The sequence below is a fragment of the Tychonema sp. LEGE 06208 genome (assembly GCF_015207505.1).
Classification (GTDB): Bacteria; Cyanobacteriota; Cyanobacteriia; order Cyanobacteriales; family Microcoleaceae; genus Microcoleus.
The window spans coordinates 30,314-51,600 of the sequence record NZ_JADEWT010000023.1 but is presented as its reverse complement, the minus strand read 5'-3'; the positions used below and the strand labels follow the sequence as shown (position 1 = coordinate 51,600).

The following is a 21,287-nucleotide window of genomic DNA, read 5'->3' as shown; positions in this document are numbered from 1 at the left end:
GATATAATATTACATCAAGAAGCCAAACTAAAACCAACTCATGCCGCAAACAGTCTGGATCGCACGACACGGAAACCGCATCGACTTCGTAAACCCCGACTGGTTTCTCACCGCAGAACACCGCTACGATCCGCACCTTTCCGAAGACGGTCACGTTCAAGCCAAACAACTCGCCAATCGCCTCAAAGGTGAAGGAATTTCTCACATTTTCGCTTCCCCTTTTCTGCGAACTGTCCAAACTGCCAATCACGCGGCAGAAGCTCTTGATTTGTCGATAAAATTAGAGTGGGGACTTTGCGAATGGCTGAATCCTGAATGGATGACGGAAATGCCGGAAACTGAGTCTGTCGCAGATTTGTGCAGGCGTTTTCCGAGGATTGATGCTGCTTACAAAGGCGGTATTGCTAGTTATCCCGAAACCGGAGAAGCTTGTCTCAAAAGGGCTGGGGAAACTGCTAAACGCCTCGCTGCTGAGTTTCCCGAAGATATGTTATTAGTAGGTCACGGTGCTTCGGTTTTGGGAAGTGCGATCGGGCTGGCGGGCGGTGTTGAAACGGAAATTAACGCTTCTCTGTGCTGTTTGGTGAAAGTGGTGCGCGGTGAGGGCGAATGGTCGATCGCACTTAATGGCGATACTTCTCACCTCACCGACTCTGAAACCGCAATCCGCTTTAATTAAAGATGAGATTCGTGCAAAAAATCGCATTTTATGCTATCTGTGTAAGGTGCACACTGCACACCCTACGTTTATTGAATGTCGATCGCACATTATAAATCGAAAATCTTAAATCGGTATGGCTGGACACAGTAAATGGGCGAATATTAAACGCCAAAAAGCTAGAGTTGACGCTGTTAAAGGCAAGATTTTTGCTAGAATATCTCGCGAAATTATTGTCGCCGCCCGTAGCGGAGTGCCCGATCCCGCCGGCAATTTTCAACTGCGGACAGCTATTGAAAAAGCCAAGGCGGCGAGTATTCCTAGTGAAAACATCGAAAGGGCGATCGCCAAAGGTGCCGGTTTAGCCGGGGGGAGTTCGGAATTAGAAGCTATTCGCTACGAAGGTTACGGCGTGGGAGGTGTTGCGATACTGATTGAAGCGCTGACAGACAACCGCAACCGCACGGCGGCTGACTTGCGAGAAGCTTTTAGTAAAAATGGTGGCAATTTGGGCGAAACTGGTTGTGTGGGCTGGATGTTTGACCACAAAGGAGTTTGTACGATCGGCGGCCCCATTGATGAGGAACAATTGTTTGAAGCTTCCCTAGAAGCCGAAGCCGAATCCTATGATTTGATATCAATTGATGAGGATACTGAAGGTGCAGAGGTTTTTACAAATGTGGTTAATTTGGAAAAGCTTGCTGATGTTTTGAAACAACAAAGTTTTACAGTTTTGCAGTCAGAAAATCGCTGGATTCCGAGCAATACAGTGGAAATAGAAACTCCTGAAAAAGCCAAATCGCTCCTGAAGTTAATGGACGCGCTGGAAGATTTGGACGACGTGCAAAGCGTGACGGCTAATTTTGAAATGACCGATGAATTGATGTCGGCGATTATGACTTAAACTCCCTTGGTTCCTAGTGAGAACTTTAGTCCGCATCCCCGATCCAATCTATGACTTACGAATCAAAGCTAAGAAACCGGGTTTTACCGAGGCTGCGCTCAGAAACTCGTTTTTTGTTAAAAAAAAAACGGTTTCTGACTGCCCTTGCGTCCATAAATTATTTTCTTCCAGTCAGCAAATAAGTAACCATATATCCCTTTCCCTTGATTTGAATTGCGCCGCGCTTCTGAAATGTATATTTATCTTTTAATATTTCGTAGGTTTCGGCGGTGACTTGAATGCAGCCGGTAATCCCGTGGGATTCCATGCGCGAAGCAATATTTACTGTGTCGCCCCAAAGGTCGTAAATAAACTTTTTTAGGCCGATGACGCCGGCAACTACAGGGCCGCTGCTAATGCCGATCCGAATGCTGAAAGGTTCCGAATGCTCTAAACTCAGCAGCCGAATTTCGTGCAGCATATCGATCGCCATATTGGCGATCGCCTCGGCATGATCTTCTCGCGGCGTAGGTAAACCGCCGACAACCATGTAAGCATCACCAATAGTCTTAATTTTCTCTAAACCGTGGCGATCGGCCAAATGGTCAAAAGCCGAAAAAATATCGTTGAGAACTTCCACCACCGCAGTCGCCGAAATTCTCGACGAAAGCTCTGTAAACCCCACAATGTCGGCAAACATCACAGTTACTTCCGCAAAACTTTCGGCGATATTGTGTTCGTTGTCCTTCAAACGCAGGGCGATGGCTGCCGGCAAAATGTTCAACAGCAATTCCTCGGATTTACCTTGTTCGAGTTCCAACTGTTGGTAAGCAGTCTGTAACTTTTCGGCTTGGCTAATTCTTTCTCGGGCTAGCTTTTCGATTTGGGCGGTGCGGCTCAAAGCTGTCAGCATATATGTCACCGGAATCAGAGTCCACAGCATCCCCATCGTCAGAGTTCCCCAAGAGCGCCAGTGCTTGCGAATCTTGCGAATTTCCGGCGTTGCTGACACGTACACTGACCACTGGCGGCCGCTAATTTTTACCAGCCTTTGGCAGGCTTTGCGATCGAGGTCTCGATCGTCTTGAATCGGGCAGTTTGACCGGAGAGCGCGTTCTGCTGCGGCCGATGCGGTCAGCACTTGTTGGAGATCTGGCTGGAAAATCAACCCAAAATGCTGAATTTGGCTCCTAGCCGCCTGATTTTTGACAACTCGGTTCCCCCTTAGCGGTAACAGCGACCGTGCTTCTTGCTTGTCTGAAGCCTCGTTGCCGAGATAAATAGTGAGGTATTCGGTATTGCGTCCTTTTAAAGAAGCTTGAAAAATATCTTTGCCTCGAAATATGCCCAGAACAAATCCTTGCAGCAGTTGGCGGCGGGATTCGAGGGTAGTCGGTTTAGCGCTGTTTTGGTAAATCGGAACCATTACCAAAAGACCGGGTTCCGGGAAATTTTCCTCAGTTAGGCCGATGTAGCTGGTGACAGTCATTTCTCCGGTATCGCGCGAGCGATCGAGAACCGCGCTGATTTTTGGGGCAGAGGCTAGGTCAAAGCCCAATGTTGTCTCGTTTCCGGCTGTTGGTTCGACGTATAAAGCCGGGAAGTATTCGGAACGCTGGCTGGCCTTACGCAGTTCTCCTCGGGGGCTGCGCTCTGTAATCTCGAAGCTGGAGTCGGTTTCCGTTCTGGCTTTGGCTTCGTAGTTTTGCCGCTCGGAATTGGGGACGCGGGGCACCCAAGCCAACAGTTGCAGGCTGGGGTGGACGGATAGGGGACGGCCGACAAAGCTGGCAAAAGATGAGCGCTCGACGGCGCTGAAGGCTTTCATGTAGTCGCTGAGGGCGAGCACTGTGTCTAAGTCGGAGTTTAGCTGGCGTTCGATGCCGATCGAAATATCGTCTATGCGGCGGTTCATTTCGTAGTCGCGGCGCTTGTCTTCCCAGTCCCAAACCAAGGCAAACGCTAGGGCAGACATTCCCACACCCAAAACGAGCGTCAACCCGGCTGGAATGTAGCGAGACCAGGAGAAAGGTAGTTTTTTCAGCATAATTGCCTAGTGATTGACACTCTCCGGCGTGAACGCGCGGAGATTCTTTAATTTACGAGCCGACTTGCTGAGGCAGGATTTCTCCAACGACAGTAGAGGTTAACTCTCCTAAAGCGTTACTTGGCTCAAGACCAAAGGTTCCGATATGCCCTATCGTACCCAATCCCCGACTTAGGATGTTTCTAGCTGCATTTTCGTCACGATCTAAAACACAACCGCACTTACAAACGTGCGTTCTTGTAGATAGCGTTTTCTTTACGATTGCACCGCAGACGCGAGCATTCTTGGCTGGTATATTGCGGATTTACCGCCACCGTGATTTTCTCAAATACTTTTCCGAAGTATTCAAGCCAAACACGAAATTGATACCAAGAAGCATCGTTAATAGACTTAGCTAAGCAATGATTCTTCACCATGTTTTTGATTCTCAAATCTTCGTAGACGACTACATCGTTTGATGAGATTACGCACCTTGCAAGTTTTATTGCATGGTCTTTGCGCTGTCTACTTATTTTGAGGTGGCGTTTGCCTAGAATCTGCCTAGCTTTGCCCCTGTTATTTGAACCTTTAACCTTTCTGGATACGCGGCGTTGAGCGCGTTTAAGAACTTGATCACCTTTTCTCAGAAACCTCGGATTTTTTACCGTAGTTCCGTTCGAGTCGGTGTAATATTCTTTTAATCCCACGTCTAATCCGATTGTAGTACCATTCGGTTCTGTATTTTCCCTTCTGTTAACATCCACACAGAATTGGACGTACACACCATCTGCTCGTTTAACCAATCTCACCCTTTTTATTTGATTGATTTGGTAGAAGTGCAAGTCGCGTGTACCTTTGAGCTTTAATCGCCCAATCCCTTTTTTGTCGGTAAAATTTATCGATTTCCGATCTTCAGCTAGTTTCCATCCAGACGTTTTGTACTCTACCGAACGACAGTCTTTCTGGAATTGTGGATACCCTTTTTTACCTGGAACATTCTTCTTGCAGTTGTCGTAAAACCGGGAGATAGCAGACCATGCTCGCTCTGCGCTCGATTGTCGAGCCATTGAGTTTAGTTCCGAGGCAAAAGGAAACGTAGCCGCAAGTACAGCGCAGTATTTATTCAAGTCGTACCGACCCACTTTTTTGTGATCCATCCAATATCGCAAACAGCTATTGCGGATGAATTGAGCGGTACGAATTGCTTCATCTACTGCGTTGTACTGATTCTGCTTGCCGTAAGATTTAAACTCAAAAACTAACATGGCTTTACCTCACGTTTTTATATTATATCGTTTGACATAAGTTTGACATAAGATTGTTCGATAAGTCAAAAAAGTTTACAATGATGAAACAGGAAGCTTACGCTTGAGGCTAAAGCCTCCCGCGACCTTTCATCCCCGGACTGAAGTCACAGGGTTTTCAGCTTATTTCTTATAAGGGCAGCAGATGGGCGCACCGCTGAATGCGATTAATTTCGGCCTCTGAGTGTTGTTAATTCAAAACCCCGATAACTCAAGCACCGATGGCAATTGGGCATTAAAAGTTAGATATTTAAACTTTTAGCTAAATTTCCATCCTTTACACCGGAATTTCAATCCAAAATTCCGCTCCCTGTCCGGGTCGAGAGATACACTGCAAACTTCCCCTATGTTTTTCTACCACAATCTGATGGCTGATGGACAACCCCAAGCCTGTGCCAGACCCGACCGCTTTGGTCGTAAAAAACGGGTCAAACAGCCGCTTGCGAACCTCTTCGGTCATTCCCGGGCCGCTGTCGGCGATGCAAATGACAAGGCGATCGCACTCACTCAGCTTGCTTTGATTGTGGCTTGTCAACCCGGCTTTTTTCATTTCTGTGCGAATCACGATCGTCCGGGGTTGCGGTTGGTTTTCTAGAGCCTCGATCGCATTGCCGATAATATTTAGAAAGACCTGGTTTAACTGCACCGCACAACAGTCAATTTTTGATATTTTTCCGTAATCTTTAATAATTTCAATCCGGCTTTTGGGATTTTCTTGATGCAATTTATGCTGCAAGATTAATAGTGTGCTGTCAATCCCTTCATGAATGTCTACCAACTTCATTTCTGATTCATCCAGTCGCGAAAAATTCCTGAGCGACAACACAATTTTACTAATTCTTTCTATCCCTACTCTCATGGAATGTAACATTTTTGGCAAATCTTCCTTGAGAAAATTTAATTCTAACTCCTTAACCTTTTCAACAATTTGAGGAGCTGGGGACGGGTAGGATTCCTGGTAGAGATTCAAGATTTCTATTAAATCGTTAAAATAGTTCTGGGTGTGAGAAATATTGCCGTGAATAAAAGTTGCAGGATTGTTGATTTCGTGGGCAATCCCGGCCATCATTTGACCGAGGCTCGACATTTTTTCGGATTGAACTAATTGGATTTGAGCGTATTGGAGTTGTTCGTAGGCTTCTTGCAATTGAGTCGCTTGTTTTCTCAATTGAGATTCGGAAGCTTGGAGTGCTGCTGCGGAAATTTTGCGGTTGGTAATATTTTCAATCATCCCTAGTTTGTAAAGAGGTTTTCCTTCGCCATCTCGAATCAGAGTAGATGTCACGTTTACCCAAACAATTTTACCTGTCGCCGCCATCTGGCGGATTTCGATTTGATAGCTGGCAATTTCTCCCCGATAAAGAGCAGCAGCCACTTGGAGTTCTTGGGCTCGATCTTCGGGATGTCCAATTTCTATAAATGTTTTACCTAACAATTCGGCAGCGGAAGAACCCAGCATTTGGCAGAAATTTTTATTAACTCGCACTAACTGGTTATCCTCTAAATTGGCTAAGTATATCCCTATGGGTGCATCTTCAAAAATTTTGCGAAATAGTTCCTCGCTACCCCGGACTTGAGCTTGCAGGGAAAGCCTGTCGGTGATGTCTTCAAAGGTAGACAAAATCCCGACTACATTGTCGTAATTGTCGTGTAAAGGTATTTTATTTGTATCCACCCAGCCTTGGGTGCCGTCGGCTTGCAGTTGCGGCTGGATAATGTGATATTCTGGGGTGTTGGTTGCCATGATGCGGTGGTCGCAGGCTCGAACAAATTCTGTTTCTTCTGGCTTCCAAGGCATATCGTAGTCGGTGAGACCGACGATTTCACTGGGATGATTGAAACCTGCGATTTTGGCAAAGTTTTTGTTACCTCCCAAGTAAACTGAATCTCGATTTTTCCAGGTGATTAACTGAGGGATGTTGTCTATCACCAACCACAGCATTTTTTGCGAGGCGTACAAGGCTTCTGTGCGCTGCAGGACGCGCTTTTCTAGTTCTTGATTGGCTTGTTGTAGGGCGATTTTTGACTCGCCTAGGGCGATTTCTGCTAGCTTGCGATCGCTAATATCGATGGTTACTCCCTCCCAAAGCAGATCGCCGCCCGGTTGCAGTTCGGGCCGGGCAATGGCGCGAATCCATTTTAATTTTCCTGACTTGGTGACGATCCGCCCTTCATAGGTCCAAGGTTGTAAATTTTCCCCGGAAATAGCTAGGGATTCTAATAAAGGTTTTATGTCGTCTGGATGCACCAACGACCACATAAAAGTTGAGTTTTTTTTCAGTTTTTCCGGTTCTAATTCGTAGAGTTCCCAACAGCCGGAACTGACATAAGTGAATTGATTGGAACCGTCGGTACGCAACAAGTATTGATAAATCATTCCGGGCACGTTGGCGGCCATTTTTTGAAATCTGGCTTCGCTGTGCCACAGTGCTGATTCTGTTTGTTTGCGATCGCTAATGTCGATCAACAAGCCGTCCCAAATAATATCACCTTTTTTGCCAATTTCTGGTCGGGAAGCCCCGCTAATCCACTTGATGCGATCGCCCGGAAAAACTAATCTGCCTTCCCAGCGCCAAGGTTCTAATGTTTTAGCTGACACAGCCAGAGATTCGTGGAAGCTTGGCGCGTCGTCTGGATGAAGCATTTCGATCGCGCCAATAGCAGAATTTTGGAGCACCTCTGGTTCTAATTCGTAGAGTTCGCGGCAGCCGGAACTCACGTAGGGAAATGACAAAGTTCCGTCTGCTGCTAGCTTAAATTGATAAATCATGCCGGGAACGTTGGCGGCTAATTTTTGAAATCTCGCTTCGCTGACTCTGAGTGCTGTTTCTGCTTCTACGCGATCGGTAATATCGTAAAATGCCGATAAAATTGCCGCTTCACCGTTAAAATTAATCGATCGCATCGACATTTTTACCCAAAACAAACTGCCGTTTGCTTTTTTGAGGCAGATTTGTTGACCGTCGCTAAACCCCTTTTCTTTGACTAATTCTAGCAATTTATGGCGCTCGCTCGCGTCGGCATAAAAATCGCTCTTTTTGCTGCCGATAAACTTTTCGGAGTTCAAACCAAAAGTTTCGCCTAGGGCGGGATTTGCGTACAATATTGTGCTGTCTGACTGGCAGGTTATTAGGATAGGAACGGGAGTTGTAGTGGCGATGGCCCGCAATCTTTCCTCGCTTTCTTGCAGGGCTGTTTCGGCTATGATTCTTTTGGTAATATCATTTTGAACTCCGATAAAATGAGTTAATTTTCCCTCGCCATCTAGAACGGGGGAAACGGTTAATTCGTTCCAAAAAGGAGTTTTGTCTTTGCGGTAATTTTTGAGAACAACCTTAATTTCTGTTCCCGATCGCACACTGCTGCGGAGTTTGTCTAATTCGGCGCGATCGGTATCGGCACCCTGCAAAAATCTGCAGTTGCGTCCCATAACTTCTTCGGTACTGTAACCCGTCAATTTCTCAAAAGCCGGATTGCAGTAAATAATAGGTGTATCAGGGCTGTTAGCATCTGCAATCAGGATGCTGTTGCTCGACGCGGCGATCGCCCGTTCTAGGAGAGACAGGTGGAAAGAGTCTGTTATCATGAGTGGTAATACCCAAACTCCGAAGGAGTGGACAGAACTATAAAAAAGTTTAAAGAGATTGAAGTATTCTTATTTTATAGTCTTATTTTTAGTTTAACCTAACAAACTCAGCAGCCCCTAAAAGCCGACGGGGAAATGAAGCGCGGGCGAATGGAAGAGCGTGCACACAACAATACGGTTCAGTTAAGCCCGGAGATCCCCCCTAGCCCCCCTTAAGAAGGGGAGTAGGGGGTGGGACAAGAGTGATGTCAAAGTCCCCCGACTATCCGGGGGATTTAGGGGAATCTCCGGGGAATAAATAGCGCGAACCCAAGCGTATTTGCCTATACAAACAAAACCAGGATACTGCCCGGTCTTCTTGAATCGAAAATCAAAAATCGAAAATGATATAACCATTCTAAACCGACAAGTTAATGCAAGAACCCTGAGCAGTTTTGCTTACTTCAATCCTGGCTTGAAAAACTTCTTTGAGCTGCGCCATGTGGGTGACGGTGAGGATACAGGCGAAGTCAGGAGCGATCGCATTAATTGCAGCAATCAGCCGATCGCACCCTTCCGCATCTTGAGTCCCAAATCCCTCATCAATAATCAACATTTGCAAAGCCGTACCCGCCCGCTGAGACAACAATCTCGCCAGCGCCAGCCGAATCGCAAAATTAATCCGAAAAGCTTCACCGCCAGAGTAAGTTTCATAGGGGCGAGTACCGCGAGCATCAGCAATTAAAATGTCTAAAGTATCAATCAACTTAGTTGCTTTTTTAGAAGCAGCCGCCCGCTGAGTAATAAATTGAACGTGCAACTGATTCGCGCTCAATCTCGACAAAATATGATTAGTTTCCGCTTCTAGTTGAGGTAAAACATTTTCAATCATTAAAGCTTGAATGCCGTTTTTGCCAAAAGCTTGACCCAACTCTTGATAAACTCGATATTGGCGCTTTGTAACTTGTATTTGCTCTTTTTGAGCTACTAGCTGAACTTGCAGAGATTCCAAATTTTGCTGTTGCTGCTGGAGTCTTCCGAGACTTCCCAAATGTTGGTCTAACTGCTGGCGGCGGCGGCTTATTTGCTGTTCTACAGCGCTGATGCGAACAGTTGGATCGGGATGTTCTTGTAACTGCTGGTTCATCGCGGAAGTTTGAGCGCTGACAGCTTGCAAATCTCGATCGCGCACGGCGATGGAATTAGCAATTTCATTAATCCGCTGCTGCACTTGCGGGTACTGCACAGTTGCCGATCGCAATTTTTCGGCCCTAGCGATCCAAAATTGCGTCCGGCGCATTTCGCTGCGGACGTGTTCGTGCTGTTCCAAATTATAGCCAACTTCCGCAATGTATCTATCTAAAGACAGAATTTGCTGCTGAATTTCCGAGCTATTTTTTTGCTGTTCTAACTGTTGTTGTACGGCGGCTAATTGAGTTTGCAAATCCGGGCGGCGGGTATTAATTTTATCCAGTTTTTGCTGAGCATCTTTGATTTGAGCTTGCTTAATTTCCGCCCACCGCAAGCGCTTTTCATCGCTGCGGGCGAGGGAGTGACTGCGATCGCTATAATTGAGCTGTTGCAGTTGCTGTTCCACTTGCTGTAGTTCGCCCAAATCATCGACTGCATACTCGCCGGTACTCAGCAACCGCTCTATTTCCTCCGCATCTTGACGCATACTTTGCAGCCTGTTTTCGTCTTGATCCAGGCCGTCTAATTGTGCTTGCAAATGGCTGCGGCGTTCCCGCAATTCTTGATAGGGCGCTAATTCCTGTTCTAGTTCGCGGTATTCATGTCTGAGGACTTGAATTTCGCGATCGGAAACGGCCAACTGTTCGCGCACAACCCACAGTTGGTTCCAAATTTCTTGCTGTTGGGAGTGATGTTTTGCGACTACCAAATTCCAGTAGTGTTCGTCTAAAGGTCGATCGCACAAAGGACAATTGCCAAAATTTGCATCCCGCACCATCAAACGCGAATTCGATTGCTCGTTTTCCTCAAAATTCGAGACTGTAGCTTCGCCTGCGCTGGTTTCTCCTTCATTTTTTCGCAGCAGTTGCAGTTTTTGGTCGATTTCGGCGAGTCTGGTTTGATAGTCGCGGCTTTTGGCTTGCAGGTTTTCCAGAAAGCTGTGCCTTTCTTGGCCTTTTTCGCGGACTCGTTCTTGATAAACTCGCTTGTTTTCCAACTGCAAAATTTGATTGGCGATGGCGGAGATTTCCTGCTGCAATTGCGGCTGTCGCTGCTGCTGCTGAACTTGCACCTGTCGGTTGATTTCCTCTAAGCGGGCTGTTAAACCGGCGCGGGCGCGATCGAGCTTTTGTTGCTTTTGCTGCTGCTGTTGTAGCAGCGGCGAAACTTGCAATTGCAGTTGGTCGAGTTCGCTGAGGCGCGATCGAACTGCTTGCAACTGTGCGAGTCCTTTGTCAACCTCCGGCTGCTGTTTGAGAACACCTAGAACCTCTTTTTCATCCTGTTCTAAAACATCTAATTGAGCTTGTAACTGCTGAATTTTGTTTTGCAAAAAGCTCAGTTCGTCGCGCTGCTGTTCTTGTAATTGCTGGCGCTGATTTTGGGCTTGTTGGTTAACCTTAAATTTTCCAGCTTGAGCTTCTTCTGTGGCTTGTAAATCATGGAAATACGCAATCCCCGCTGTTATTTCATTTTCCTGTTCGAGTAGGGCTTGCAGCTCATTTCCCTGCTGTTTTGCCGCAGCGAGTTCTTGCTGCAGGCGGCGGCATTCTTGAGAAATATTGTAGTGCTGTTGCTGGTGGCCGGCGAGGAGTTTTTGCCAAGTTTGGCGGTTGTGGTGCTGGAGTTGCAGTTGCTGCAATTCTGCAGTGTCGGCTTGCTGCTGCTGCTGAAGCAAATCGGTTGCTTGCTGCAATTGAATTTGTTCGTCGCAGATTGCCTCTTTTTGTTGCAGTTGCTCTTGTACGGTTTGCAAACTGTGTTTGAGGACTTCGACTTTGGCTTTAAATTCTCTGGCTTTTTCCTTGGCTTGTTCGGCTAAAGTGTCGTATCGATCGAGTTTGAGGAGGTTGGCTAAAACTTGCTTGCGGTCGATCGGCTTTTTGAGCATAAACTCATCAGCACGCCCCTGCCGCAAATACGCCGAGTTAATAAAAGTATCGTAATCTAATTTGATATGTTCGAGGATTTTCTGCTGAGTATTTCTCAGCCCCTTGTCGGTGAGGGTGCGAAAACAGAGTTCCTCCTGAGTCGGCGCAGCATTCAAACTAACTTGAAATTCTAAACTTCCCGATTGTCCGCGCCTGCGGTTGCGAATCACCCGGTAGATTTGGCCGCCGGTGGAAAAAGTGAAATCAACGCGCACGTCAGTTTCGCCGATATGAATGATATCGTCTTCTGTATCGCTGCGACAACAGCCCCAAAGCGACCAGGCGATCGCCTCTAGCAGAGAGGATTTGCCAGCACCGTTAGGCCCGCAAATGCAAGCGGTGTGCAGGCCGCGAAAGTCTAAAGCAGCTTCGCGATAGCTGAGAAAATTTTTGAGTGTAAGTTGTATAGGAATCATTTAGGCCATCGCGCCATACAATCTATCTATAAATAACACTATTTGTGTGCTGTTGGCTAGTTATTCAATCCAGATCCAAAACAATTGTCAGTGCTTCGGAAATGTCTTCCATAATTGTATCGGACAGGGTTCCGATCGATCGGACAAATCTTTGTTGCGAGACGGAACGAACTTGAAAACAGTCGGCCGCTGAGAGTTTCGCCAAGCCATTTTCGCTACTTGGTTCTAGTGGAACCATCCAATCAAGCGGGGAAAAAAGATCGTTCCATCCTGTAATTGGAACAATTACTTTGAGCCGCAACTTTCCCACTTCATCATCGCTGACAACCACAACAGGTCTAGTTTTGCCGATTTCATCTCCCACAGTTGGATCGAGTCTAACGAGCCAAATTTCGCCCTTACGCATTGGTTTTTACCCCTGCGCTCAGGTATTCTTCATCTGAATCGAAATACGGTTCGCTGTCGGGCGACCACAAATCGTGCAGCGGCCCTCCTGGTTCATACAAAGGAACCGCTGCTTCTGCGGCGGCTCTGAGTTTCAGCTTTCTCTCGGCTTTGCGCTGGGCTTTTTGTTCTATGTCGTCGCGCATCATCCGCGAGGCTGTTTCGATGATTTCTAGGCGTTCTTCTGCTGTCAGATTTTTGAGTGCGGCTAAGATTTCTGTTTTGGTCACGGTTTTTTTGGGGTGATTGGTGAAAAAGCGCGATCGATACAACCATCATTATATCTTTCACAAAAATCCCTCTGGGCGATCGCAGTTAATTTGGCACCTCATTCTCCGAATTTCCGCGTTTGGCGAATTGCTTTTTCTTGTACGGGCGATCGACCTTACGGATAGTTGTTAGGATTTTCAACTATCAAACCCTCACTTGTTGCTGCTGCATTTAACTCCCCATCAGCAGATACAAAAGTCATCGCAGGCAAATTGTTAGCTGTGCAGAGGTTATTTATGCTACAGCTTGTTGCTAGCTGCACAGCATCATAGCCTCGCAATCCGTAGGTTTCAGCTAATGCCATTGCAGAGTTAATAATACTTTCGGTGAATTATACAACTTGATACTCAGATTGCAGGTCACTCCTGAACTGATTGCACGCTGCTGTAGCATCTGTCGCATTGATACTTCGGCCGCGCGACCTTCTGGTAATTGCAGCAACAATTTCCACACTGGTAATACCAGCAATCAAGATATCGTTGTTCAGTGCAGGATCGAACAAATTCAAAACCCATCCCGAACCTATTTCACTAATGTAGCGTTTGACCAGCGCGCTGCTATCTACAAAATAAATTGTCATCTAGCGGCGTTCCTCAATAATTGTCTCAGAAACAGGCTGCCCCTGTACCGGAATTAGTCGCCTTTGTGTTTGCTGAGTCCAAGAAGAATGCTTGATTTTTTTGACTAAACCAGAAGTTAACAGCGCTTGGTGAAATCTTGTGCGTTGAGCAGCTTGTTATTTCTGAGCCAGAGAGTTCCCAATAGCGCGCTCTAGTTGCTGCAGTTCTAGCACTTCCAGGGTGTCAAGCTGATTGAGGATTTTGTTGAAGATTCCCTGCGACATAGGATTCTACTTTTTAGTAAGGCTAGTTTATCTATTATACAACTAAGTGTTCTCCAAATTGCCATGTTATCCGAATAGCCGTGTTCTCGATTGCTGTTGATTTTCCACCATCAAAAAAGGGCTGACTGTATTCCTACAGTCAACCCCGCGCTTATTTACTGATCGTGCGTTTGCTCAAATAGCAAAACTATCTAGCAATATTCGGGAAGGTATAGCCGACACCGACTAACAATCCCACATCAGTTCCGTCGAGAAAACCCACATTCAGTGCCGCTGTGGCTGTAAAATTCCTCGACAGCGGTACATCTACACCCCCTGTAAGCAGGAAGCCAAAATTACCGTTATCGCCCGTAGAAACGGCTACGCCAGCACCTGCATAAGGAGCAGCAGTAATCACAAAATCATCGCTGACTTCGACAGCTTCTTTCGATACAAAATCGTAGGTAACGGGGACGAGAACAGTTAAGTTATCGCGGAACAAAACACTCGGTCTCACCGAGAAATTGTTAGTCAAACCAATTTTGCTAATAATCGCAAATGAAGTGTCGCCTAGGGCTGAATCTCCGCCAAAACCTATATTACCGCCAATGCCTATGTAGCTGGGCCCAGAACGGGTAGCTCTGCCCGGTCTAATGGTGGGGACTTGAGCTACTTTTTCAGTTGGTTCGGAGACTGCTGCGGGTTTTTCGGCAAGTTTCGGTTGGTTTGTCAGGGTTTTGGCGGAAGTGCTGACAGGATTGCTTAACACTTCTCGCGCTGTTTTGACTTCTTTTTCTTCCTTTGCTGCTGTCAGTTCCAAGTTGGGGCGATCGAGCTTTTCGCCCATCTCCACCTTGGGCTGCACTTTGACGCTATTATCCGCAATTTTAGGTGTTTCTTCCGAGTTTTGTTTCTCGGCAGCAATGGGCGCATACTCCATTTTTGCTGTTTCTGTCCCAGCAATTTCTGATGTTGTTGCTACAGATTCCGACTGTGCAGCCACAGATGCTGGCAAGTTGGCGGCTGGTGCGGAGGCTGCTGTCTCTGCCGGTGTTGTTAGTTCGCTCCAACTGATAGAATCAATTTTTGTATTAGTAGCGATGGTTTCTGCATCGGGTTTAACCGCTGAAGTTGCCACAGGCTCAGAAATTTGGTCAATATTTTGAGCCGTCGCCTTTGTCGCTGTACCGACATCGGGCAAGTTTCCAGTTTCAGCTTTTGCTGGCATGATACCGCAACAAACTGCTAAAACTGCAAGATTTATTAGCGCAAAAGTAGACTTGGAAAATAGACTATTCATAGACACTCCTCAAGGAACGGTGTATTAAAAGTGTAAGTGTTGGAGGGCTCCTGTTGAGAGCTTTACTAAAAAATGACACAAATAGCACTTGTCTTGTTCCTAGATTGGCACTCAACCGTTGAACAGTCAACTCTCTAGCTGATTAGATTCAAGAACGGACTGCGGATTGAGATGCTACTTTTAATTTAGAGAGCGAACTGATAAAAATCAATCCAAGGGGGGATTTCACCCCCGCGCTGTGTTGAATTGATGGGTCGATCGCGCGATCGGAGTATTCTACAATTCTGTACTTGGGGCGCACCGACTCGCAGCAACGATCGAAAAATTGGTTTTTTTAGGGCGCACAGACTCAAAACCGAGAGACAGCACGCTTCCAAAATTGTTTTGGGAATCCGGCGGGGCTACAGCAAGGGCTCTTCGCAGCGGGCGATCGACTGCACAGTCTCCGAAAAATGATGTATGATATCACTGATCCAAAAAAGAGTGGTAGATCGAGAGTGTAAAAATTATTAAATATTATAATCGTGTAAAATAAAGTGTTTAATTAGTAGAGTTTAGCCTTCGCTTTCCCTCAGGGTATGACCATCTAAAAGCAGCACGCAATTAAACAACTAAAAAATAGAAAGTATTCGATTTCAACCTGACTTTATGAACAAAGTTCTAGTCATATTAGGCGAAATGAGCGATCGCGACATCGATTGGATGATCGCCAACGGTATCCGCACCACAATCCCTAGCGGCATCACCCTCATCACCGAAGGTAAGCCCTTAGAGGCGATGTACATAGTTCTGCATGGAAATTTGAGCGTTACTGCATTATCTTTGGGCGGCAAAGAAATTGGAACAATCACCTGCGGGGAAGTGTTGGGCGAAATGTCTTTTGTAGACGGGAGGCTTCCTTCTGCTAGCGTCACGTCAATTGATGAGTGCTTCATCCTGTCAATTCCCAGGCGGCTGCTAACAGAAAAATTGGAACAAGATGTAATGTTTGCGCTGAGGTTTTATCGGGCGATTACCAGATTTCTGTCGTCAAGACTGCGGGGTACAGTCCAACGTTTCGGCGAAGAGACTGATTCTTTAACATATGAAGACCCCGACGATCGCAAACGGGCGATCGCCCCCCACGTCGAAAATCTAGATTTGGCTCAATCGAGATTTGAATGGCTCTTGCAGCGTTTGAAGGCGAGTTGAGAGAAGAAGTCAGTAGTCAGTAGTCATTAGTCATTAGTTATTGGTTATTGGTTATTGGTTAGTTGTTATTGGTTAGTTGTTATTGGTTAGTTGTTATTGGTTATTGGTTATTGGTTAGTTGTTATTGGTTAGTTGTTATTGGTTACTTGCTACGAATTCCCAATCCCTCCGCTTCGCTCCGCCCAATTCTCACTTCCCAATAACAACTAACAAATAAATAAATAAATAAATAACAAATAACAAATAACAAATAACAAATAACAAATAACAAATAACAAATAACAAATAACCAATAACCAATAACAGTTAACAGTTAACAGTTAACAGTTAACAGTTAACAGTGAATTCACTATTCCGATAAAGAGAGGATTTGATATCACCATTACCGATTAGAAAACATATTTTTCAGCGACGCGCCAGTAGCGGGAAAAACGCTTCAAATCAATGTAGCCATCGTAGCGGACAAAGGCTTCTGGCGGCAAAACTTCCACAGGAAGCGAGCTCCTAATTTCCTGACAAATATCCTCAAACCGAGGGCTGGGACTTTCTGTTGTGACTACTTGATTCGCCCCGGATTCTTGAGCAAAAGCGATAACTTCCGCAGCCACATCGCCGCGCCGAATAACTACCGGCAACTCCAGCAAACATTCGTAAATAAACACCATTCGTTTGAGACTCAACTGCCATTCATCGATGAGCGCGTCGTCCCAAACCCAAATTGCCGGTGCGTCTGGGTGTGCTTGAAAAGCGGGGCCTTGGGGACTCAAACAGTCGCCGTGCAGCCAAATAATCGGATTGTTCATAAATTGTTGACTGTTGACTGTTGACTGATGACTGTTAACTGTTGACTGTTGACTGTTAACTGTTATTTGTTATTTGTTATTTGTTATTTGTTATTTGTTATTTGTTAGTTGTTAGTTGTTATTTGTTATTTGTTATTTGTTATTTGTTATTTGTTATTTATTTGTTATTGGGAAGTGAGAATTGGGCGGAGCGAAGCGGAGGGATTGGGAATTCGTAGCAAGTAACCAATAACAACTAACAACTAACAACTAACAACTAACAACTAACAACTAACAACTAACAACTAACAACTAACAACTAACAACTAACAACTAACCAATAACAACTAACCAATAACAACTAACCAATAACTAATGACTAATGACTAATGACTAATGACTAATGACTAATGACTAATGACTAATGACTAATGACTAATGACTAATGACTAATGACTAATGACTACTGACTACTGACTACTGACTACCTTTTTTATGGCGTTGCCAACTTCTAGAACCGCCCGTGCGATCGACCTTTTCGCCATGAGGAAACAACTTGCTTTCTAAATATTCATAAGTTCCCTCAAAATCGCACTGCCCGTAAAAAGGACAATCGCCACAATAAACTCCCTTAGTGTAACGCTCCAAATTTTCCCGATTAAAAAAATAAGGTTTGTGACTGAAAGTGCTCGCTACCCACTGCCAAGAAAGATTGTTGCTCGCCGGATCTCCATCTAGCAAGTGCTGCAAAAACCAGCGAGCTCCGGCTTGCCAGCGCAGGCGCCGCCAGTGTACCAAATAACTAGCCATCCACATCCGCTGGTGATTGTGCAGATAACCGGTTTCTCGCAACTCGCGGCTGAAACTGTCGATACAAACGTTACCAGTCGTGCCCTCGACTACATCCTGCGGCAGAGTTTCGCTGTAATCTTTAGCAGTGTAACCAGTTTTGTAGGGTTCCCTATCTTGCCAAATCCCCTTGCCCAATTCGGCATAAAGTCGCTGCCAATAATCCCGCCAACCCAATTCGTTGACAAGTTTTACGGCATCTTCTGGATGCTGCACTTTCGAGAGCACGAAATCTCGCACTTCGGCAAGGCTCAAAACGCCGTAGCGCAAATAGGGCGACAACCGCGTTACCGCGCCGTTGAGGAAATTGCGGGTGGAGGCGTATTTGCCGGGATCAATTTGTTGCAGGGCTGTCTCGGCTGCTTTGCGCCCGCCTGGGGTTGCGGGTATGTTGCTATCCTGGGCGGCGGCTTCGGGAAACTGTTGGCTGACGTAGGCTATTAATTCGTCGCGGCTGGTAAATTCCCGCTTCATGTCCTGACTCATTGTTTTTTCTTAAGCGCCTGTTAGTTAATATTAAAGCTATTTGCTGCGGTAACAAGCTGCCCGATCGCCCGCTTGTTGCCCTTGACTCCCGATACCGTACAGTGGGCCTAGCAGGAATCGATCGTTGGCGGCCCAAAATTAGCATCAAAGTCACTAAACTTAGGGTTAGATATCATAGCAAAATCTTATGGACACTTTTGGGGCGGACGCTCAATCGATCGCCAATTCAGCTAACCGACAGCAGCAATCTACCAAACAACTGGACAACAGCCAAGTTCAAGAGTTCGATCGAGCCATGATGCGCCGCTGCATAGAATTGGCCCGCCGCGCCCTCGGCAAAACCGCACCCAACCCCCTAGTCGGTTCTGTAATTGTCCGAGACGGCAAGATTGTCGGCGAAGGGTTTCATCCCGGTGCCGGCCAACCTCACGCCGAAGTATTTGCGCTCCGCGAAGCGGGGGAACTCGCCGCCGGAGCAACAGTTTACGTGAACCTGGAACCATGCAACCACCACGGGCGTACTCCTCCCTGTACCGAAGCTTTAGTCAAAGCCCAGGTGGCAAAAGTAGTGGCTGGCATGGTCGATCCGAATCCTTTGGTAGCCGGCGCTGGACTCGCCCGGTTGCGGGAAGCCGGGATTGAAGTGGTGGCGGGAGTGGAAGGGGAAGCTTGTCAGAAACTCAACGAAGCTTTCGCGCACCGGATTTTGTACCGCCGGCCTTTTGGAATTTTGAAATATGCGATGACTTTGGACGGTAAAATTGCTACCAATACCGGTCACAGCGCTTGGGTGACGGGTTCGGAGGCTCGGAGCGAGGTACACCGGCTGCGCGTCGGCTGCGATGCGGTGATTGTTGGCGGCAATACGGTGCGTTTGGACAATCCCCTACTCACTAGCCATCACCCTGACAGAAATAATCCCCTGCGGGTGGTGATGAGCCGCACTCTGGATTTGCCGAAGTCGGCTTGGTTGTGGGAAACCTCCTCGGCGGCTACTTTGGTGCTGACTGAAGCTGGGGTTAACCCGGAATTTCAGGAATTTTTGATAGCAAAAGGGGTGGAAGTTGTAGAATTGTCGCCGCTGACACCGACTAATGTGATGGCTTATTTGTACGATCGCTCTTTTCTTTCTGTACTGTGGGAGTGTGGTGGCACTTTGGCGGCTAAGGCAATTGCTGAAGGTGCGGTTCAAAAAATTATGGCTTTTATTGCTCCTAAAATTGTTGGCGGCCGAGATGCTCCCACTCCTGTGGGAGATTTGGGGTTTTCGGCAATGACTGATGCTTTGACTTTGGAGCGGGTTTCTTGGCGCACGGTGGGTGCAGATTGTGTGGTGGAAGGCTATTTGAAAATTAAAGATTGAAAGTTAAAAGCGAATTTTTTTAGTTTTTAATTTTTAAATTTTAACTCCTTTTATGGTGGAAATTCTGATTTGGAGTTTGATGGTTGGTAGTCTCGGTTTAGAGGCTGCAATCGTGGGTGTCTTGGTGAGCCGCGAGCAATCGGTTGCGGGGGAAAAATGCGACGAAGAGGAGGAAGTTTTGACTCGGTACGAATCTCAAGAAGATAATTTTAATGCGCCTGAAAATGCGCGCTCCAACGGCAATCCTAAATCCGATCGCAATTCTGATGATTTGGCGGTTTGGGAGTACAAGATTGTCCGGGCTAGCAGGGATTTGTTTCGCAATCCGGCGATTTTTCACAAGCTGTGCCGGGAAGAGGCGGAAGTTGGCTGGATTTTGCTCGAAAAGCTCGATGACAGGCGGGTGCGGTTCAAACGCCCGATCGCGCTGCGGGACGCTCCGAGGCCTAATTTACCAAGTTTTGACCCTTACCGCAGTCATTACGGCCCGATGTCGAATGCGATGACTTGGGCTGCGGCGATCGTGTTGCTGAGCGCGATCGTCCTGCCTGCTGTTTTGGGCTATGCTTTGGTATCGGCCACTCTCAGCAAAAGTCGCTCTAATTGGCCTCAAACACCGGTTCAATCTTTGCCTTCTCCGGGCGGGCCGGAAAGTACGAATTAAGACTTGGGCAAATTGTCGATCGTTTTTTTTGCTGTCAGCTTTATAGCAAGTCTAAATCATTTGTAAACCAGATTTTTTTTACGAACCGCGAAGGCGCAAAGAGCGCGAAGGAAGAGTGGAGAAGTGAGGAGAAGTGTGGTTTTTTTTGACTGATTTAGGCTTGCTATATACGTTAATTATATTTTAAGTTTGGGGAGGTATTACTGAGGGAGCGGATAGCAATCTCAAGTTGTAATTGGTATCGCCTTGAAATTGAGACACGCGGAGGAAATAAGTCCCCGGAGGCAAAGCTCCATTGCTGACGATTGTTTCTGAAGCTGTACCTAAATTGTTAGATGAAGCAATAAGATCCTCTAATCCAACTGCGCCGTTGCCGCCCCGATCCTGAATTAATTCTACATCAATATCTGCACTCAAACCGTCAACTGTTGCACTAAAAAGGCTCGGAGTATTCAGGATGAAACTGTAAATGTCGGTTGGTTGGGCAGCGCCGACAAAATCGCTCGCTGTTTGAATTTCTCCAAGAATTCCTAGGTTTTGTGCTGCGTTTAAGTTGTCGGCGGGATCGGGGAGTGTACTCAACAATCCTTCTGGTTGGCCGAATTGAATGTAGTGGTCGATCGCACTTTTAACTGCGCCGCTGGTGACTGCTGCTTGTATCAGCGGATATTTTTCTAGATAAAAGCTGGGATCGAAGAAAGCGCTCGGTTTGCGGTTTTCAAGTTGACCGACTTTAAAGTAGTGTTCAAAGGCGGTAAATTGATTTGTCTGGACTGCTGTCTGAACGTCTGGGTTGCTTGCTAGATAGAAACTAACATCGAATAACGGGTTGGGGTTGCGTCGTTCAAATTGACCGAATTTGATAAAGTGATCGGCGGCTGAAAAGCCGTTGAGTTTGGCTGATGCTGCTACGTCTGTATTAGTGTCTAAATAATAGCTGGCATCGAACAGGGCGTTGGGATCGCGATTTTCAAATTTGCCAATTTTTCGGTAGTGATCGAAGGCGCTCGATACCGTGCCTCTGGCAACTGCTACGGCGACATCTGGGTTGTTTTCGAGATAAAATTTGCTGTCGAACAGTGTTCTGAGGGTTAGCATTATTAAAAAAAATCTCTTTGTACTTTAGTCTGGAAAGTGCATA

The 21,287-nt window shown here is 46.5% G+C and carries 18 protein-coding genes and 1 pseudogene; 7 read left to right on the top strand and 12 right to left on the bottom strand.

The features are described 5' to 3' along the window. Nucleotides 1-40 precede the first annotated feature (40 nt). Nucleotides 41-679 (top strand): histidine phosphatase family protein, encoded by a 639-nt coding sequence (locus IQ263_RS08735; protein WP_194067084.1) that lies wholly within the window; start codon nucleotides 41-43, stop codon nucleotides 677-679. A 115-nt stretch (nucleotides 680-794) separates the two neighbouring features. Then, entirely contained in the window at nucleotides 795-1,562 is a 768-nt protein-coding gene (locus IQ263_RS08730) for a YebC/PmpR family DNA-binding transcriptional regulator (protein WP_194067083.1), read from the top strand. A 157-nt stretch (nucleotides 1,563-1,719) separates the two neighbouring features. Here IQ263_RS08730 and IQ263_RS08725 read toward each other — a convergent pair whose 3' ends face one another. The 6 genes and pseudogenes from IQ263_RS08725 to IQ263_RS08700 form a co-directional block, all read right to left on the bottom strand. After that, nucleotides 1,720-3,588 (bottom strand): adenylate/guanylate cyclase domain-containing protein, encoded by a 1,869-nt coding sequence (locus IQ263_RS08725; RefSeq protein ID WP_194067082.1) that lies wholly within the window; start codon nucleotides 3,586-3,588, stop codon nucleotides 1,720-1,722. Between the two features lie 52 nt (nucleotides 3,589-3,640). Further along, nucleotides 3,641-4,832: pseudogene (locus IQ263_RS08720) on the bottom strand (RNA-guided endonuclease InsQ/TnpB family protein). A 316-nt stretch (nucleotides 4,833-5,148) separates the two neighbouring features. Beyond that, nucleotides 5,149-8,457: a PAS domain-containing sensor histidine kinase gene (locus IQ263_RS08715; RefSeq protein ID WP_194067081.1), complete on the bottom strand. Its 3,309-nt coding sequence runs from the start codon at nucleotides 8,455-8,457 to the stop codon at nucleotides 5,149-5,151. 397 nt (nucleotides 8,458-8,854) lie between these two features. Further along, nucleotides 8,855-11,974 (bottom strand): AAA family ATPase, encoded by a 3,120-nt coding sequence (locus IQ263_RS08710; RefSeq protein WP_194067080.1) that lies wholly within the window; start codon nucleotides 11,972-11,974, stop codon nucleotides 8,855-8,857. 64 nt (nucleotides 11,975-12,038) lie between these two features. Continuing rightward, the gene (locus tag IQ263_RS08705; RefSeq protein WP_194067079.1) at nucleotides 12,039-12,380 is read right to left on the bottom strand and encodes a type II toxin-antitoxin system PemK/MazF family toxin; all 342 of its coding nucleotides are present in this window, start codon (nucleotides 12,378-12,380) and stop codon (nucleotides 12,039-12,041) included. Next, nucleotides 12,373-12,648 carry a hypothetical protein gene (locus IQ263_RS08700; RefSeq protein ID WP_333194373.1) on the bottom strand — a complete coding sequence of 92 codons (276 nt, stop codon included), beginning with the start codon at nucleotides 12,646-12,648 and terminating at the stop codon, nucleotides 12,373-12,375. The genes IQ263_RS08705 and IQ263_RS08700 overlap by 8 nt, the downstream gene beginning before the upstream one ends. Before the next feature lie 12 nt (nucleotides 12,649-12,660). Between IQ263_RS08700 and IQ263_RS28375 the strand changes: the two genes are divergently transcribed. Next, entirely contained in the window at nucleotides 12,661-12,813 is a 153-nt protein-coding gene (locus IQ263_RS28375) for a hypothetical protein (protein WP_228049902.1), read from the top strand. Here IQ263_RS28375 and IQ263_RS28370 read toward each other — a convergent pair. The 3 genes from IQ263_RS28370 to IQ263_RS08685 all read right to left on the bottom strand — a co-directional run bounded on the left by IQ263_RS28370 (nucleotide 12,804) and on the right by IQ263_RS08685 (nucleotide 14,739). After that, complete coding sequence (locus tag IQ263_RS28370) at nucleotides 12,804-12,992, bottom strand: type II toxin-antitoxin system VapC family toxin (protein WP_228049901.1); 189 nt, start codon at nucleotides 12,990-12,992, stop codon at nucleotides 12,804-12,806. The two genes, IQ263_RS28375 and IQ263_RS28370, sit on opposite strands and share 10 nt — an antisense overlap. Before the next feature lie 27 nt (nucleotides 12,993-13,019). Beyond that, a complete protein-coding gene (locus IQ263_RS28365) occupies nucleotides 13,020-13,268 on the bottom strand; it encodes a type II toxin-antitoxin system VapC family toxin (protein WP_228049900.1) in 249 nt (82 codons plus the stop codon). 451 nt (nucleotides 13,269-13,719) lie between these two features. Further along, nucleotides 13,720-14,739 (bottom strand): outer membrane protein, encoded by a 1,020-nt coding sequence (locus IQ263_RS08685; protein ID WP_228049899.1) that lies wholly within the window; start codon nucleotides 14,737-14,739, stop codon nucleotides 13,720-13,722. 321 nt (nucleotides 14,740-15,060) lie between these two features. Here IQ263_RS08685 and IQ263_RS08680 point away from each other — a divergent pair, with 321 nt between their 5' ends. Both IQ263_RS08680 and IQ263_RS08675 read left to right on the top strand, forming a co-directional pair. Continuing rightward, the gene (locus IQ263_RS08680) at nucleotides 15,061-15,267 is read left to right on the top strand and encodes a hypothetical protein (RefSeq protein WP_194067077.1); all 207 of its coding nucleotides are present in this window, start codon (nucleotides 15,061-15,063) and stop codon (nucleotides 15,265-15,267) included. Nucleotides 15,268-15,459: 192 nt separating this feature from the next. Then, nucleotides 15,460-16,002, top strand: a complete 543-nt coding sequence (locus IQ263_RS08675) for a cyclic nucleotide-binding domain-containing protein (RefSeq protein ID WP_194067076.1) — start codon at nucleotides 15,460-15,462, stop codon at nucleotides 16,000-16,002. Between the two features lie 389 nt (nucleotides 16,003-16,391). Here IQ263_RS08675 and IQ263_RS08670 read toward each other — a convergent pair whose 3' ends face one another. Then, a complete protein-coding gene (locus IQ263_RS08670; protein ID WP_194067075.1) occupies nucleotides 16,392-16,805 on the bottom strand; it encodes a hypothetical protein in 414 nt (137 codons plus the stop codon). Between the two features lie 456 nt (nucleotides 16,806-17,261). Continuing rightward, nucleotides 17,262-18,119, bottom strand: a complete 858-nt coding sequence (locus IQ263_RS08665) for an FAD-binding domain-containing protein (protein ID WP_194067074.1) — start codon at nucleotides 18,117-18,119, stop codon at nucleotides 17,262-17,264. Nucleotides 18,120-18,306: 187 nt separating this feature from the next. On the opposite strand from IQ263_RS08665, the gene ribD reads away from it, so the two are divergent. Continuing rightward, nucleotides 18,307-19,482 (top strand): bifunctional diaminohydroxyphosphoribosylaminopyrimidine deaminase/5-amino-6-(5-phosphoribosylamino)uracil reductase RibD, encoded by a 1,176-nt coding sequence (ribD, locus tag IQ263_RS08660; RefSeq protein WP_194067073.1) that lies wholly within the window; start codon nucleotides 18,307-18,309, stop codon nucleotides 19,480-19,482. Between the two features lie 52 nt (nucleotides 19,483-19,534). Beyond that, nucleotides 19,535-20,146, top strand: coding sequence for a hypothetical protein (locus IQ263_RS08655; RefSeq protein ID WP_194067072.1), 612 nt, complete (start codon nucleotides 19,535-19,537; stop codon nucleotides 20,144-20,146). 183 nt (nucleotides 20,147-20,329) lie between these two features. On the opposite strand, the gene IQ263_RS08650 is transcribed toward IQ263_RS08655, so the two are convergent. Beyond that, complete coding sequence (locus IQ263_RS08650; protein ID WP_194067071.1) at nucleotides 20,330-21,244, bottom strand: PPC domain-containing protein; 915 nt, start codon at nucleotides 21,242-21,244, stop codon at nucleotides 20,330-20,332. Between the last annotated feature and the right edge of the window lie 43 nt (nucleotides 21,245-21,287).